General features: G+C 63.9%; 13 protein-coding genes. 5 read left to right on the plus strand and 8 right to left on the minus strand.

What is annotated here, in order from left to right; genetic code table 11:
- Window positions 1–670: phosphoglycerate mutase (locus DTW89_RS15890; protein WP_114656649.1), on the minus strand; the 670-nt coding region annotated here is incomplete at its 3' end.
- A 65-nt stretch (window positions 671–735) separates the two neighbouring features.
- Here DTW89_RS15890 and DTW89_RS15895 point away from each other — a divergent pair.
- From DTW89_RS15895 to lolD, 3 genes are all read left to right on the plus strand, one after another.
- Complete coding sequence (locus DTW89_RS15895) at window positions 736–2,556, plus strand: ATP-dependent nuclease (RefSeq protein ID WP_114656650.1); 1,821 nt, start codon at window positions 736–738, stop codon at window positions 2,554–2,556.
- A 93-nt stretch (window positions 2,557–2,649) separates the two neighbouring features.
- Window positions 2,650–3,903 carry a lipoprotein-releasing ABC transporter permease subunit gene (locus DTW89_RS15900; RefSeq protein WP_024814289.1) on the plus strand — a complete coding sequence of 418 codons (1,254 nt, stop codon included), beginning with the start codon at window positions 2,650–2,652 and terminating at the stop codon, window positions 3,901–3,903.
- A 149-nt stretch (window positions 3,904–4,052) separates the two neighbouring features.
- The gene (lolD, locus tag DTW89_RS15905; RefSeq protein ID WP_114656651.1) at window positions 4,053–4,739 is read left to right on the plus strand and encodes a lipoprotein-releasing ABC transporter ATP-binding protein LolD; all 687 of its coding nucleotides are present in this window, start codon (window positions 4,053–4,055) and stop codon (window positions 4,737–4,739) included.
- Window positions 4,740–4,782: 43 nt separating this feature from the next.
- On the opposite strand, the gene DTW89_RS15910 is transcribed toward lolD, so the two are convergent.
- The 4 genes from DTW89_RS15910 to DTW89_RS15925 form a co-directional block, all read right to left on the minus strand.
- Entirely contained in the window at window positions 4,783–6,429 is a 1,647-nt protein-coding gene (locus DTW89_RS15910) for a Na/Pi cotransporter family protein (protein ID WP_111866143.1), read from the minus strand.
- Window positions 6,430–6,529: 100 nt separating this feature from the next.
- Window positions 6,530–7,039, minus strand: a complete 510-nt coding sequence (gene lspA / locus DTW89_RS15915; protein ID WP_114656652.1) for a signal peptidase II — start codon at window positions 7,037–7,039, stop codon at window positions 6,530–6,532.
- Window positions 7,039–9,882 (minus strand): isoleucine--tRNA ligase, encoded by a 2,844-nt coding sequence (ileS, locus tag DTW89_RS15920; protein ID WP_114656653.1) that lies wholly within the window; start codon window positions 9,880–9,882, stop codon window positions 7,039–7,041. Before ileS ends, lspA begins: the two co-directional genes overlap by 1 nt.
- Before the next feature lie 107 nt (window positions 9,883–9,989).
- Window positions 9,990–11,084 (minus strand): bifunctional riboflavin kinase/FAD synthetase, encoded by a 1,095-nt coding sequence (locus DTW89_RS15925; protein ID WP_114656654.1) that lies wholly within the window; start codon window positions 11,082–11,084, stop codon window positions 9,990–9,992.
- 166 nt (window positions 11,085–11,250) lie between these two features.
- On the opposite strand from DTW89_RS15925, the gene DTW89_RS15930 reads away from it, so the two are divergent.
- Window positions 11,251–11,808, plus strand: coding sequence for an HNH endonuclease (locus tag DTW89_RS15930; protein ID WP_114656655.1), 558 nt, complete (start codon window positions 11,251–11,253; stop codon window positions 11,806–11,808).
- A 95-nt stretch (window positions 11,809–11,903) separates the two neighbouring features.
- On the plus strand, window positions 11,904–12,845 hold the full coding sequence (locus DTW89_RS15935) for a bestrophin family protein (protein ID WP_114656656.1): 942 nt from the start codon (window positions 11,904–11,906) through the stop codon (window positions 12,843–12,845).
- A gap of 71 nt (window positions 12,846–12,916) precedes the next feature.
- Here DTW89_RS15935 and DTW89_RS15940 read toward each other — a convergent pair whose 3' ends face one another.
- The 3 genes from DTW89_RS15940 to DTW89_RS15950 all read right to left on the minus strand — a co-directional run.
- Window positions 12,917–14,032 (minus strand): acyl-CoA dehydrogenase family protein, encoded by a 1,116-nt coding sequence (locus DTW89_RS15940; protein ID WP_114656658.1) that lies wholly within the window; start codon window positions 14,030–14,032, stop codon window positions 12,917–12,919.
- Between the two features lie 133 nt (window positions 14,033–14,165).
- Window positions 14,166–15,371 carry an acyl-CoA dehydrogenase family protein gene (locus DTW89_RS15945; protein WP_114656657.1) on the minus strand — a complete coding sequence of 402 codons (1,206 nt, stop codon included), beginning with the start codon at window positions 15,369–15,371 and terminating at the stop codon, window positions 14,166–14,168.
- A 47-nt stretch (window positions 15,372–15,418) separates the two neighbouring features.
- A partial coding sequence (locus DTW89_RS15950; protein WP_147277668.1) for a YceH family protein occupies window positions 15,419–16,089 on the minus strand: 671 nt, incomplete at its 5' end.

Raw genomic sequence — 16,089 nt, forward strand, 5'->3', positions numbered from 1 at the left:
GGCCAGTGCCGTGCACCCAAAACGAGTTGACCACCGGCAGGCCGCGCGCCGCGCGTTCGTCGTTGAAGGCGTGGGTGTAAAGCAGCATCTGCATCTCGCTGTGCAGGCGGTGCAGAGTGCGGGCCGTGCGCGCTGCACGGGGTTCAGGCATCCACGGCCGCACGTCGCGCAGCAGCACCCGCTCCAGCGACGCGGTGGCAAGCGGGGCAAACAGCGCGCCGCTGGCCAGCCAGCGGGTAGGCTGGTCGTAGTGCAGCGTGATGCCGTCGTCGGCAAACCACGGCGCCACGATGGCCAGCAGCGCGCGCGAGGCGGCTTCGTCGAGCGCCAGGCTTTCCGGGTCGCGCAGGGTGATGTGGTCGGTGCTCACATGCCACTGGCAGGGCGTGACAAAGGCCCAGGCCTCGCCGTCGGTGGGCAGGCCCTGCTGGTGGCGGTGCCACGCGGCCCAGGGAATGCGGCCGTCGTCCAGGGGCAGGCCCAGGGCGTTGGCCAGCGCGCGTTCGTGGGGCGGGGAGAAGCTGGTCTCTTCGCCGGGGCTGGTGCCTGCAGGGCCCAGGCGGGCCAGTAGCCGGTCCAGATGGGGCAGTGCCAGGCCCTGCAGGGCTTGCTGGCAACCCTCGGCCGCGCTCGCGGCGCAGGGAATGAGCAAAGAGGTGGTGTCCGACATGGGCCTATTGTCCGGGATGCCACAATTGCCGGTTTACTGAGTTCACCCCTACGGCGGATATCTCCATGCGGCTGCTGCACTACCTTGAGATCGAGAACTTTAAGCGCTTTGGTGACAAGCAGCGTATCGAGTTGGACCATCCTGCGGTCCTCATCGGCCCGAACAATTGCGGCAAGACCAGTGCTATCCAGGCTCTGGCACTTTGGTCGCAGGCTGTTCGTACGTGGTACGACGTGCGCAAGGATTCCACTGCCAAAGAGCGCACTGCGACAGCACTCAACCGACTCAATATCGTGGCCGTGCCTGTACAGCGCACGCGATTTTTCTGGCACAACACCCAGGTTCGAACTGGCAACAAGGACATTTCTCTGGTCATCACCGTGGGTGTCGAGTTCCAGGGCAAGGCTGTAGCGCTGTCGATGCGCTTTCGCAATCAGGGCGATGAACTGGTTTACTGCCACCCAGACCCGGCAGTGGCGGGTGACCTCTCGTTGTTGAGACATGCGGCCGCGCTTCGGGTGGAGCTGCTGTATCCGATGTCTGGTTTGGAAACTGAAGAGCCGTTATTGCAGCCCGGGCGAATTGACGTTCTGCTAGGGCAGGGGCAGACGGCGCAGGTACTGCGTAACCTGTGTCTGATGGTGCACCGATCCTCCAAGGAGGACTGGCATCGGGTTGCTTCGTTAATGCACCGCTTGTTCAATGTCTCGCTGTCAGATCCACAAGAAACCACACGAGGCAGCGTAGAGTTGCAGTACCGCCAGCCGGGAGTAAAAGAAGCTTTGGATGTGTCCTCCGCAGGGCGAGGCTTCCAGCAGATGCTTCTGATCTTCGCGTATCTGTATTCTCACAAAGGCAGCGTTCTATTGGTGGACGAGCCCGACGCGCATCTGGAAATTTTGCGTCAGAAACAGGTGTACGTGCTGCTTCGCGATATCGCCAGCGAAAACGGCTCTCAGGTGGTGATGGTGACTCACTCTGAGGTCATTCTCGACGAGGCATTGGATATCAATCTCACTTTGCTCCTGGATGGACGCGCAGATGATCTGGCTCGAAAACAGGACATTCGCAATAGCCTCAAGCATTTTGGCGCCGAGCATTATGTCAAGGCGCGGGAGCGGGGATATGTGCTGTATGTGGAAGGCGGCACCGATGTGGATATGTTGCGCGCCCTTGCCGAGCGATTGGGGCACCCGGTTGCCAGACGCTGGGATGAGCGTATCAATTCTTTCTACGTGCAAAACAATTACCCGGATAGGAACCTCGAAGCCGAGTTGGAGCGAGTGGAAGGCGGATTTGGTGTGACGCCTCAGCAGCACTTCAATGGATTGCGAAATCTCTTGCCTGAATTGCGAGGACTTGCCATCTTGGACAACGATGGTCGGGATAAGCAGAGTGTGCTCGATGGGCCGCTAAAGATCGTTTATTGGAAGCGATACGAGGCGGAAAACTACTTCATTACTCCAGACTTGCTTCGAAGGTATGCCGCTAGCCAGTATCCTGCAGATGACCTCTTTGCCCAGCAGACGCAGACAGCGATTGACGAAGTGCTAGATGACCTGGTGTTGGAGCGGGTCTTCGACGGTGCCCAAGCTGACTTCGATGTTTGGCGGCAGGCCAGCCCGGATGCTTCACGTGTGCTCTGGGAAGCTAAAACCGAGCGGCGCAAGTTAAGTACGTTTGCTGAGGAATTCTTTCGCGGATTGGCACTGCGCGTAGGTGGCGGGCTGCTTTTACGAAAGGGCGAGTTGCATCGCTTGGTGGCATTTGTGCCTCCAGAGGCAATCGCAGCCGAAGTTAGAGAGAAACTCGACCGGTTGGCAGAGGTGTTTCCTATACAGATGAGCACCGAAGGTGTTGAAGAAGGGAGGGGGGTGCCTGCATGAGGGATGCGGTCGGTCCGTAAAACGGTTTTTGATAGTGGCATGCCGCATAAGCGGTTTCCCTCTAAATTGCAGTTCTCCTAGGCTTAATAATCCATGCAAATCCCCTACGAACTGGCCCTGGGCTGGCGCTACACGCGCGCGGGGCGCGCCACGCGGCGCAACGGCTTCATCTCGTTCATCTCGGGTGTGTCCATGCTGGGCATCGCGCTCGGGGTGGCGGCGCTGATCATTGTTCTGAGCGTGATGAACGGCTTTCAGAAAGAGGTGCGCGACCGCATGCTCAGCGTGGTCTCGCACATCGAGATTTTTTCGCCCCAGAGCACGGCCCTGCCCGATGTGGCACGCACGCTGGCCGAGGCCCGGCAAAACCCCAACGTGATCGGCGCTGCACCCTTTGTGGGTGCGCAGGCCCTGCTGGCGCGCGGCGAGGACATGAAAGGCACGCTGGTGCGCGGCATCGACCCGGCGCTCGAAGGCGCGGTGACCGACCTGGCCGCCACCAACGAAGAGACGCTCAAGCTGCTGGTGCCGGGCGAGTTTCGCGTGGTGCTGGGCGGCGAGCTGGCCCGCGCCCTGGGCGTGCGTGCAGGCGACGCCGTGACGCTGATCGCACCGGCCGGGCAGGTGACGCCCGCTGGCGTGGTGCCACGCCTCAAGCAGATGACGGTGGCGGGCACGTTTGACTCGGGCCATTACGAATACGACTCTGCGCTGGTGCTGCTGCACCACGAGGATGCGCAGCGCATCTTCCGCCTCGAAGGCCCCACGGGCATCCGCTTGAAGCTCAAGGACCTGCACCAGGCGCGGGAGGTAACCATGCAACTGGCGGGCAGCCTGAGCGACCAGCTGCTGATCCGCGACTGGACGCAGCAAAACCGCACCTGGTTTGCCGCCGTGCAGCTGGAAAAACGCATGATGTTCATCATCCTCACGCTGATCGTGGCCGTGGCCGCGTTCAACCTGGTGAGCACGCTGGTGATGACGGTGACCGACAAGCGCGCCGACATCGCCATCCTGCGCACGCTGGGCGCCAGCCCCAAAAGCATCATGGGCATCTTTGTGGTGCAGGGCGCCATGGTGGGCGTGATCGGCACGATGTCCGGCCTGCTGCTGGGCCTGGCCATTGCCAGCAACATCGATGTGATCGTGCCCGCCATCGAGCGCGCGCTCAACGCCAGCTTTTTGCCGCAGGATATTTACCTCATCAGCAAGATGCCCAGCGAGCCGCAGAGCAGCGACATCGTGCCCATCACGGTCATCTCCCTCGTGCTGGCTTTTGTGGCCACGCTCTACCCCAGCTGGCGTGCCAGCCGTGTCAATCCTGCCGAGGCTCTTCGCTATGAATGAGAAACACCCCCCTGAGACGCTTCGCGTCTTCCCCCCGCTCTCGCATTGCTTTGCAATGCGGGCAGGGGGACGCAGCCAGCGCGGCGGGGCGGTCCTTGCGCGGCTGCTCTGGCCTGGCGAGCGCCAGTTTCATGCCATGGATAACGGAGATGAGTTTGAAAAATAACGTGGTGCTTGAAGCCAAGGGCCTGACCAAGCGTTTCACCGAAGGCCGCCTGGATGTGACCGTGCTGCATGGCGTGGATCTGCAAATCCACGCGGGCGAAACACTGGCCATCGTGGGCGCGTCGGGCTCGGGCAAGAGTACCTTGCTGCACCTGCTGGGCGGGCTGGATGCGCCCACCTCGGGCACGGTGCGCCTCAAGGGCGAGGAGATGTCGGCGCTGTCGGCCGAACGCCAGGGCCAGTTGCGCAACCAGCACCTGGGCTTCATCTACCAGTTCCACCACCTGTTGCCCGAGTTCAGCGCGCTCGACAATGTGGCCATGCCGCTTCGCATTCGCCGCCTGCCGTTGGCGCAATGCCGTGCCGAGGCCGAGCGCGTGCTCACCTCTGTGGGTTTGAAAGACCGCCTGCACCACCGCCCGGCCGAGCTTTCGGGTGGCGAGCGCCAGCGGGTGGCGATTGCCCGCGCGCTGGTGACGCGGCCGGCCTGCGTGCTGGCCGATGAGCCCACTGGCAACCTCGACCGCAGCACCGCCGACGGCGTGTTCGACCTCATGCTGCAACTGGCGCGCGACCAGGGCACTGCGTTTGTGATGGTCACCCACGACGAGTCGCTGGCCGCCCGCTGCGACCGCGTGGTGCGGCTGGTGGCGGGGCGCCTGGCTGATTGACGATGACGATGCAGGGGACGGCCCACCGGCCGTCCAACGCCCGCTATAGCACCGAGGTGCGCAGCCGGCTGGGTGCCAGGGCGCCGGCCGATTCCAGAATGGGATAGGCCACCGAGCACAGCAGCGAATTGATGCGCTTGAGTTCGCTGATCAGGTCGATGTGCAGCGAGCTGGTTTCGATGCTCTGCACCGTGTTGTCGGACAGGCGCGCCAGGTGGGTGGCCGAGTAGGCATGCTCCAGGTCGCGAAAGCGCACCTTTTCTTCGAGCAGTTTCTGGGCATCGCGCACATTGCCGTTCAGGAAGACGCTCATGGCCAGGCGCAGGTTGTCCACCAGCCGCGCATGCAGCTCGTTGATCTCTTCCATGCCGGCATCGGAGAACTGGCGCCCCTTCTTGATCTTCTTGTCCTCGATGTCGATCAGCACCCGCTCGATGATGTCGCCGATCTGCTCCATGTTGATGGTGAAGCTGATGATGTCGGCCCAGCGCCGGCCCTCGCGCTCGTCCAGGGCCTCGCGCGAGATCTTGGTCATGTAGTACTTGATGGCCGAATACAGGTCGTCCACCTGGTCATCGAGTTTGCGCAGGTCCTGGGCCAGCTTGAGGTCATCGGTGCGGATAACCTGGTGCATGCCCATCAGCATCGACTCGACCACATCGGCCTGGTGCAGCGCCTCGCGGGCGGCGCACGAAATGGCCAGCGAGGGCGTGGCCAGGGCCGAGGGGTCGAGGTGCTGCGGACGGGCGCCTGCCGTGGGCGCCTCTTCGTGCGGCAGCAGGCGCTGCACCAAGCGCGCCACCGTGCCAGTCAGGCCGATGCACGCCAGGCCCACCACGGTGTTGAACGCCAGATGGAATAGCACCACCAGCGTGGCTGCATCCGGAACAAACGGGCGCACATGGCGCAGCCACAGGCCGACCAGCGGCATCATGATGAGCACGCCCACGATCTTGAACACCAGGTTGCCCAGCGGCACCTGGCGTGTCTGCACATTGGACTTGAGCGTGGTCAGCACCGCCAGCAGCCCGCTGCCCAGATTGGCGCCCAGCACCAGGCCCAGCGCCACTTCCACCGGAATGCCGCCAGAACCCGCCAGCGTGGCGGTCAGCAGCACCGTGGCGAGGCTCGAATAAGACACCACGGCCAGCACAGCACCGGTGAAGAGCTCCAGCAGCAGATCGCTGGTGAGAGCTTCCAGCAGGGTGCGTACGGTGGGCGACTGCATGAGGACCATGGTCGAATCGGTGATGAGCCGCAAGGCCAGCAGCATCAGCCCCAGACCGATCAGCACCCTGCCCACGCGCCCCACGGTGGTGTCCTGGCGCGAGATGAACAGCACCACACCGATAAAGATGAACAGGGGCGAGAGCCAGGACAAGTCCATCGCAAACACCACGGCCATCACGCTGGTGCCCACGTCGGCGCCCAGCATCACGGCCAGCGCGGCCGGCAGGCCCACCAGGCCCTGGCCGACGAACGAAGAAACAATGAGGGCGGTGGCGGTGCTGGACTGCACCAGTGCCGTGACGCCAATGCCCGAAAGCACGGCCGTGAGGCGGGTGCTGACGCTGCGCGAGATCAGCTGGCGCAGGTTGGCGCCAAAGACGCGCAAGATGCCGGTGCGCACCAGATGGGTGCCCCAGATCAACAGGGCCACGGCAGCAAGAAGATTGAGGAGATGCTTCATGGAAAGAAGCGTGCAACTATAGCCCCGCACACCGCCCCACCCGCGAGGGCCCTGATGGCATTGGTCACGCCCGCATGGGGTGGGCGTGGGTGCTGCTGGCTCAACGCGCGTTTCTCACGCGCAGCAACTCGTCCAGGATCAGGCAGGCCGCGCCCACCGTAATGCCGGCGTCGGCAATGTTGAACGCCGGAAAGTGGTAACCCGCCCAGTGGAAGTCGAGAAAATCCACCACATAGCCGTGCATCAGCCGGTCCACCACATTGCCCACGGCGCCCCCAAGGATGCTCGACAGCGCAAAGCAAAACAGCTTTTGCCCCGGGTGCGCGCGCAGTTGCCAGACGATGAACACCGTGGCGGCCACGCCAATGCCCGTGAACAGCCAGCGCTGCCAGCCGCCCGCGTCGGCCAGAAACGAGAAGGCCGCACCCGTGTTGTGCGCCCGCACGATGTTGAAGAAGCTGGTGATGGTGGTGGCATCGCCCAGCCGGTAATAGCCCAGGATCAGCGTCTTGGTGAACTGGTCGGCCAAAAGAATGACGACCGCCCAAGCCAGCCAGGGCCACAAACTGGTGCCCGGGCCGCGCACGAGCGAGGAGTTGCTCCGCGCCATCAGGCCACCTTGCGGTCTTCACCGCTGCCAAAGAGGTTGCTGGTGCAGCGGCCGCACAGGGTGGGGTGGGCTGCATCGTGGCCCACGTCGGCGCTGTAATGCCAGCAGCGCTCGCATTTGGCATCAAAACTGGCTTTCGCGCTTACCTGCAAAGCGCTTCCAGCTATCAATTCAATAGTGGATGTGATGAAGACGAACTTCAGATCATCCCCCAGGCTGGCGAGCAGGGCATGGTCTTCCGGTGCCACCGTCAGCGTGACGCAGGCCTGCAGCGAGGCGCCCACCTGGCCGGCGGCGCGCAAGGCCTCGATGTCCTTGTTGACGGCGTCGCGGATTTCACGGATGCGGCGCCACTTGGCCAGCAGGCCATCGTCGCTCTGGCCCAGCGCCGAGAAGGTCTCCATGAAGATCGAATCGGAGTCGCCAAAGATCTTCCAGGCCTCTTCGGCCGTGAACGACAGGAACGGTGCCATCCAGCGCAGCATGGCGTGCGTGATCTGGTGCAGCGCGGTCTGGGCGCTGCGCCGTGCCAGGCTCTTGGGCGCGGTGGTGTAGAGGCGGTCCTTGAGCACGTCGAGGTAAAAACCGCCCAGGTCTTCCGAGCAATACAGCTGCAGCTTGGCGACCACGGGGTGGAACTCATACACCTTGTAGTGGGCCAGGATGTCTTCCTGGAACTGCGCGGCGCGCACCAGCGCGTAGCGGTCGATTTCGAGCATCTGCTCAAAGGGCACGGCGTCCGCGGCGGGGTCGAAGTCGCTCACGTTGGCCAGCAAAAAGCGCAGCGTGTTGCGGATGCGGCGGTAGGCATCGACCACGCGTGCGAGGATCTTGTCGTCAATCGCCAGGTCGCCCGAGTAGTCGGTGGCGGCGCACCACAGGCGGATGATTTCGGCGCCGAGCTTCCCACTCACCTCTTGCGGCGAGACGGTGTTGCCCACCGACTTGCTCATTTTCTTGCCCTGGCCGTCCACCGTGAAGCCGTGCGTGAGCAGGCCGCGGTAGGGCGCGCGGCCATAGATGGCGCTGGCCAGCAGCAGCGAGCTGTGGAACCAGCCGCGGTGCTGGTCGTGGCCTTCGAGGTAGAGGTCGGCCTCGGGGCCTTCGTCGTGGTGCATGCTGCCGTGCGTGCCGCGCATCACATGCCAGAAGGTGGAGCCCGAGTCGAACCACACTTCCAGGATGTCGGTGCTCTTGGTGTAGTGCGCGGCGTCGGCGGCGCCCAGCACCTCTTCGGCCGTCATGCGGCTCCAGGCCTCGATGCCGCCCTGCTCGACTATTGAAGCCGCCTGGTCGATGATTTCCATGGTGCGCGGGTGCAGCTCGCCCGAATCCTTGTGCAGGAAAAACGGCAGGGGCACGCCCCAGCTGCGCTGGCGCGAGATGCACCAGTCGGGCCGACCGGCGATCATGTCGCGCAGGCGCGACTTGCCGTTCTCGGGGTAGAAATGCGTCTGCTCGATGGCGGCCAGGGCCGTCTGGCGCAGCGTGCCGGGGGCCTTGTCGGTGGTGAACACGCCTTCGCCCTCGTCCATGCGCACGAACCACTGGGCGGCCGCGCGGTAGATCACGGGCGTCTTGTGGCGCCAGCAGTGCGGGTAGCTGTGTGTGATGGTGGTGGTGCCCAGCAGGCGGCCGGCGGCCTGCAGCGCCTCGATGATGATGGGGCAGGCTTTCCAGATATTGAGCCCGCCGAACAGCGCCAGCGATTCGTCGTAGCGGCCGTTGCCTAGCACCGGGTTGAGGATGTCGTCGTACTGCATGCCGTGCGCCACGCAGGAGTTGAAATCCTCTACGCCATAGGCGGGTGACGAGTGCACGAGACCGGTGCCGTCGGTGGCGGTGGCGTATTCGGCCAGGTACACGGGCGAAAGGCGTTTGTAGCCGGCATCCACATCGTGCAGCGGGTGCTCAAACTCGATGCCCGCAAGCTTTTCTCCCTGGGCCACGGCCAGCACCTGGCCTTGCAGGCTCCAGCGCTGCAGACAGGACTCGACCAGCGTCTCGGCCACGATCAGCAGGCCGCGCTCGGTGTCTACCAGGGCGTAGGGCAGCTCGGGGTTGAGGTTGAGCGCCTGGTTGGCGGGGATGGTCCAGGCGGTGGTGGTCCAGATGACGGCGAAGGCGTCTTTGGTCAGCGCGGTCAGGCCGAAGGCAGCCGCCAGCTGGGCCGGGTTGTGCGCCTTGAAGGCCACGTCCAGCGTCTGGCTCTTCTTGTCCTGGTATTCGATCTCAAACTCGGCCAGCGACGAGCCGCAGTCAAAGCACCAGTACACGGGCTTGAGGCCGCGGTACACGTAACCGCGCTCCATCACGCGCTTCAAGGCGCGCAACTCGCCCGCCTCGTTGGCGTAGTTCATGGTCTTGTAGGGGTTGTCCCATTCGCCCAGCACACCGAGGCGCTTGAAGTCCTGCATCTGCTGCGCGATCTGCTCGGTGGCAAAGGCGCGGCTCTTGGCCTGCATCTCGTCGCGCGGCAGGTTGCGGCCGTGCAGTTTTTCGATGGCGTTTTCGATGGGCAGGCCGTGGCAGTCCCAGCCGGGCACGTACAGCGCATCGAAGCCTTCGAGCTGGCGCGCCTTGGTGATCATGTCCTTGAGGATCTTGTTCACCGCGTGGCCGATGTGCAGCTGCCCGTTGGCGTAGGGCGGGCCGTCGTGCAGGATGAACTTGGGCTTGCCGCAGCGCGCATCGCGCAGCTTTTTGTAGATGCCCTGGTCTTCCCACTCCTTGACCCAGCCCGGCTCGCGCTTGGGCAGATCGCCACGCATCGGGAAGGGCGTGTCGGGCAGGTTCAGCGTGCTGCGGTAATCGGTGGGTGCGGGACTGGCGTTGTCGGACATGGATGGGCCTTAAAACGGGGCATTCCGGGGCTGGCCCGGGTCAAAAACGGGAAGAGGGTACGACAAGCGAGGGGGTTCGCCATGCAGGCGCTGCGCAGGCAGCCACCTCAAATTCGGTCGCGCGTGGTCTGGCGCCGGGTCTCGGTTTGCAAACTGGTGAGCGTGAGGGCGTGGGCCGACGCAAAGTAAGCACGTGCATCAGCGCAGTCTTTGGCAATGCCCGCCGTCAGGGCATCAAGACCGTCGTATTTCAGCTCATCGTGCAGTTTGTGCAGCAGTTCCACGCGCACGATTTTACCGTACGCCCCTTCAGGCCCCAGATCGGCGGGCCAGGTCAGGCAATGGGTTTCGAGCAGCACGCGGCCACCGTTCACGTCATGGGGGTCCAGCGAGGGGCGCACGCCCAGGTTCGCCACGCCCGGCAGCGGGGCATTGCTCAGGCCATGCACCAGCACGGCGAAGATGCCGCTGGCGGCGGGCTTCCAGTGGGCAAAGCGCAGATTGAGGGTGCGAAAGCCATCCCCAGCCGCGGCGCTGCTGGCGCCCAGCGCGCGCCCCAGCTTGCGCCCGTGCACGACATGGCCGCTGATGGCGTAGGGCCGACCCAGCAGGCGCGCCGCCGCTTGCATGTCGCCCGCAGCCAGGGCCTGGCGCACGGCCGAGCTGGATACGCGCAGGCCAGGCCCGCTGCTGCCGGGCCGCGCCTGGGGGGCAGAGATTTCGTAGCTGTTCATGCGCGCCACATCAAACCCGTGGGCCGGGCCAGCGGCGTCAAGCATGGCGTAGTCGCCCGCCCGCTGGGCGCCAAAACGGAAATCGTCGCCCACCAGCACATAGCGGGCGCCCAGGCCGCGCACAAGCACCTCGTCGATGAAGGCCTGGGGCGACTGGGCTGCCAGCCGCGCATCAAATGGCAGCACTATGGTTTGCTGCACGCCGCAGCGATTGAGCTCAGTGAGCTTGTCGCGCAGCGTGCCGATGCGTGCCGGGGCCAGGTCGGGCTTGCGGTGCACGCCCGCGAAATAGTCGCGCGGATGGGGCTCGAATGTGAGCACACAACTTTCCACGCCCCGTTGCGCAGCCTCGCTGTTCAGCAGGGCCAGCATGGCCTGGTGGCCCCGGTGCACGCCGTCGAAATTGCCAATGGTCAGCGCACAGGCGCGGGCGATGTCCGGGTGGTGGAAGCCGCGAAAGATCTTCATCGCTTTGATATTGTTTTGATAGCAGTCTGCGCTGATGTATCAAGCGCAAGACGCCAATTTGTCATGAAAACGGAGTATATTGTGACCCACGGATGGCCCGGCGCAGGGCTGCCCGCGAGACATCACCGTTGCGATCCTTGTGTACTTTTGTTCCAGGAGGCGTGTTTTGAAGGTCTTGAAACTGTCAGCCCAAGGGCTGCCCCAATCGTGGATCACGTTGGAGCAGGCGGTGATTCACTACGCCGCCGCAGAGGTGCGCTGGGAATCGGGTGGGCAGATCGCCCGCTTTCGGGGTGGCTACAACGCCATCACGGGCGAGCAATCGGTGATTTCCGTCAACAGCATCATCGGTACCCGGGGCGTGTCGGGCATCAATCCCTTCGATCTCAAGCCCAGTCTCACCAACAGCAAGCTGTTTGCGCGCGACCGCAATGTGTGCGCCTACTGCGGCGGGCATTTTCATGAAGAAGACCTCACGCGCGAGCACATCGTGCCGTTTGCGCGCAACGGGCAGAACCACTGGATGAACGTGGTCACCGCATGCCGCCCCTGCAACCACCGCAAGGGCCCGCGCACGCCCGAGCAGGCGCACATGCCGCTGCTGTACGCACCCTACGTGCCCAGCCTGTGGGAAGACTTCATTCTGCGCAACCGGCGCATCCTGGCCGATCAGATGGAGTTTTTGATGGCGCATGTGCCCAAATCATCGCGCTTGCTGGTCTGACGGGACGGCCCGATGCCTGGTTATGCAGGGCGCGCGGCCTTCGTGGCCGGTAGATTGGTTGTGGTCAAATAAGCGTTTACCCTTGGTTTTTCGGCATGATTGTTCGTGAGCGTCCCTCCGGGCTGCGGTTGTTTCTGGTGCTGCGCGGTTCGGTGCTGCAACGTATCCGCCTGACCCTGCTGCTCAATATCTTGCTGGCAACGCTGGTCACCGTGATGCACGGCAACCTGTTCTCGCTCAAGATCACGCTCACCGCCATCCCGTTCACCCTGATTGGCCTGCCGCTGGCGATTTTTCTGGGGTTTCGCAGCACCACCGCCTACGACCGCTACTGGGAAGCGCGCAAACTGTGGGGCGAGATCGTGCACCGCACCCGCACGCTGTCGCGCCAGTGCCAGGGCTTGATTGACCTGCCGGTGCCTCTGGACCCTGCGCGGCGCGACGATGACGTGCGCATACGCATGGTGCACCGTGCGATTGCATTTGTGCATGCGCTGCGGCTGCAACTGCGCGACCAGCGCGATGACACGGTGCTGCAGCGCTGGCTGACCGCAGCCGAGTTTGAACAGACCCGCAGCAGCCTCAACCCCGCCAGCACGCTCATGCTGCACATGGGGCGCGACCTGGGAGCGTGCGTGCGCCAGGGGCAGATCGAGCCCTGCCTGGCGGTGCCGATGGATGCCACGCTGTCGTCCCTGACCGCATCTGCCGCATCGTGCGAGCGCATCAAGAACACGCCCGTGCCGTTTTCGTACACCCTGCTGCTGCACCGCACGGCCTACATGTACTGCTTTTTGCTACCCTTTGGACTGGTGGACACCACGGGCTTCATGACGCCGTTTGTGGTGGGCATCGTGGCCTACACCTTCTTTGGCCTGGATGCGCTGGGCGACGAAATCGAGGAACCCTTCGGCCTCGAAAGCAACGACCTGCCTCTCGATACCCTGTGCCGGGCCATCGAAATCAATTTGCGCGAATCGCTGGGCGAGAAGGACCTGCCGCCGCCCTTGTATCCGGTGAATTTTCAGCTGACCTGAACCGTGGACTTGCCGTGAGCGCGGAAAAAAAACCGCCCGAAGGCGGTTTGTCTTGGTGCACGACCCAAGCTTCAGGCAAACACCCCCGCCGTGTCCTGCATACGCGCCGACACTTCACCCAGGTAGTGCAGCGTGTCGCCAAAGGCCACTTCCAGTTGCGTGAGCTTCTTGAAATAGTGGCTCACGATGTATTCGTCCGTCACTCCGATGCCGCCATGCAGTTGCACGGCCTGCTGGCCCACAAAGCGCATCGACTGGCCCAGTTGCACCTTGGCGCGGGCCATGGCGGCGCGGCGTTCGGCGGCGGGGGCGCCCAGCTTGAGGCTGGCGTAGTAGCTCATCGAGCGGGCCAGTTCCAGCTGCATCTTCATGTCGGCAACGCGGTGGCGCAGGGCCTGGAAACTGGCGATGACCACGCCGAACTGCTTGCGCTGGTTCATGTATTCGACCGTGATGGCCACGGTCTTGTCCATCACGCCCACGGCTTCGGCGCAGGTCGCGGCAATGCCGGTGTCCACGGCCAGCTCCAGCGCGGCCAGGCCGTCGGTGGTGATGAGCGTGGCGGGGGCGTTGACGAGCTGCACTTCAGCGGCGCGGCTGCCGTCCTGGGTGACGTAGCCACGCGTGATCACGCCAGCTGCCGCACGTTCCACCAGGAAGAGGGCGATCTTGCCGTCGAGCTGCGCAGGAACGATGAACGCGTCGGCCTGGTCACCAGCGGAAACTATGCTTTTAATAGCTGTTACCGCATACCCTGATTGTGCTGGGGCCGCTTTTGCCTCACAAATATCAAGGCGGTAGCGCGCCTTGCGCTCCTGCTGGGCCAGCACCACCAGGGCTTCGCCACTGGCCACGCGGGGCAGCCAGGCCGATTGCACGGCGGCGGGCGCATGGTGCGACAGCACGGCGCTGGCCATGAAGGCCTGAGCGATGGGCTCCAGCACGATGCCGCGGCCCAGTTCTTCGGCCACCACCATGGCGTCGATGGCGCCCTGGCCCATGCCGTCGTGGGCTTCGGGCACGGTCAGAGCGGTCAGGCCCAGCTCGGCCAGCTCGTTCCAGGCGGCGCGGTCAAAACCACCGGCGGCCACGGCAGCGCGGCGGCGCTCGAACGTGTAGCCCTTGTCCACCCACTTGCGCACGGCGTCGCGCAGTTGTTCCTGGTCGTCAGAAAAATCGAAATCCATGTGTCTCTCCTTGTGCCGGTTGTGGCGCCGTGGCGCCTTCTTCATACAACCAGCGAAGCTCTAGCTGGAACCCCCTCCCGGAGGGGGCACGGGGGAGCAGTCCTGTCGTGCAAAGCGCGGACTGTTGTCGGCTTCAGCCGAGCACAGTCTGCGCGACGATGTTTCTTTGCACTTCGTTCGAGCCGCCGTAAATGGTGGTCTTGCGCAGGTTGAAGTAGGTGGATGCCAGTGGCGCGTTGGCGGTGACACCGCCGGGGAAGCCTCCCAGCGCCCCTGCGGTAGCGTCACCCTGCCAGCCAGCCTCCATGGCCTCTTCGATGAAGGGCATGGCAAAGGGGCCTGCGGCCAGCATCATCAGCTCGGCATAACGCTGCTGGATCTCGCTGCCCTTGATCTTGAGCAGGCCGGCGATGTCGAGCGAGTTCTTGCCCGACTTTTCAGCCGAGAGCACGCGCAGCACCATCATCTCCAGCGCCACGATGTCCACTTCGAGCAGCGCGATCTGGTCACGGAAACGCTGGTCATCCCACACGCCTTCGGTCTTGGCGATGCGTTTGAGGCGCTCCAGCTCGCGCTTGCTGCGGTTCACGTCGGCGATATTGGTGCGTTCGTGGCTCAGCAGGTGCTTGGCGTAGGTCCAGCCCTTGTTCTCTTCGCCGATCAGGTTCTCGGCCGGCACTTCGACGTTGTCGAAGAACACTTCGTTGACCTCGCATTCGCCATCGAGCAGCTTGATGGGGCGCACGGTGACGCCCTTGGACTTCATGTCCAGCAGCAGGAAGGAGATGCCGGTCTGGGGCTTGCCCTCGGTGCTGGTGCGCACCAGGTTGAACATCCAGTCGCCATACTGGCCCAGCGTGGTCCAGGTCTTTTGGCCGTTGACGATGTATTTGTCGCCCACGCGTTCGGCGCGCGTCTTGACCGAGGCCAGGTCCGAGCCCGAGCCGGGTTCGCTGTAGCCCTGGCTCCACCACACTTCGCCGCTGGCGATGCCAGGCAGAAAGCGCTTTTGCTGCTCGGCATTGCCAAAGGCCATGATTACCGGGGCGACCATGACGGGGCCAAACGGAATGATGCGGGGTGCGCCAGCCAGCGCGCACTCTTCTTCAAACAGGTGCTTTTGCACGGCCGTCCAGCCGGGGCCGCCAAACTCTTTGGGCCAGCCAAAGCCGAGCCAGCCCTTCTTGCCCAGAATCTTGGCCCAGCCTTGCAGGTCGTCGCGCGTCAGGCGCAAGGCGTTGTGGACCTTGTGGGAAATTTCCTTGGGCAGGTTGCTTTGAACCCATGCGCGAACTTCTTCGCGAAAGGCCTGTTCTTCGGGGGTGAATGCGAGATCCATGCGGTGCGTCTCCTAGTGATTGCGTGGTTGTAGCACGGGCGTTCGTTTTATTCCTGTCCGGGTGGCGACATCGGGGTGGAGTCAGGGGAAATTCCGAGCTCGGAGCACAGCCGCTGCACCGTGGTGCGCAAGCTGGCCACCTCAAACTCCAGCACCTCCACCCGTGCCTGTAAAGCAGCTGCGCCCATTGCGCTGCCCCCGGTGGCATGCACGCTGGCGCTGCTGGCATCCACCGGCCCGCACAGCAGGTGCGCCCAGCGCTGCTCCCGTGCACCCGGCGCGCGGGGCAATTGCACCACCAGCGGGCCACCTTTTTCGGCGCTGCGCTCCTGCAGCTCGTCCAGAAAGGCTTCGACCGAGGAAATGTCGGCAAACCGGTACCAGCGCTCGGCGTTGATGCGCAACTCGCCCGCCGTTTGCGGGCCGCGCAGCATCAACAGGCCCAGCAGCACGGCCGATTGCTCGGGCACACCCACGCCGCGCTGAAAATTGTGCTCCCACCGCGTGGTGCGGTTGCCGCTGCTTTCAAACGCCAGGCTCAGGAGTTTGAGGGCGTCGAGCGCCTCTTGCGCTTGGGCATCGCTGAGCTGCATTACAGGCTCGCGGCTGGTTTTCTGGTTGCAGCCGGTCAGCAGGCCGTTGAGCGACATGGGGTAGCTGTCGGGCACCGTGCGGGCTTTCTCCATCAGCGTGGCCAGCACGCGGGCCTCGTTGGGCG

The organism is Acidovorax sp. BoFeN1, from assembly GCF_003345135.1.
In the GTDB taxonomy this organism is placed as follows: domain Bacteria; phylum Pseudomonadota; class Gammaproteobacteria; order Burkholderiales; family Burkholderiaceae_C; genus Acidovorax; species Acidovorax defluvii.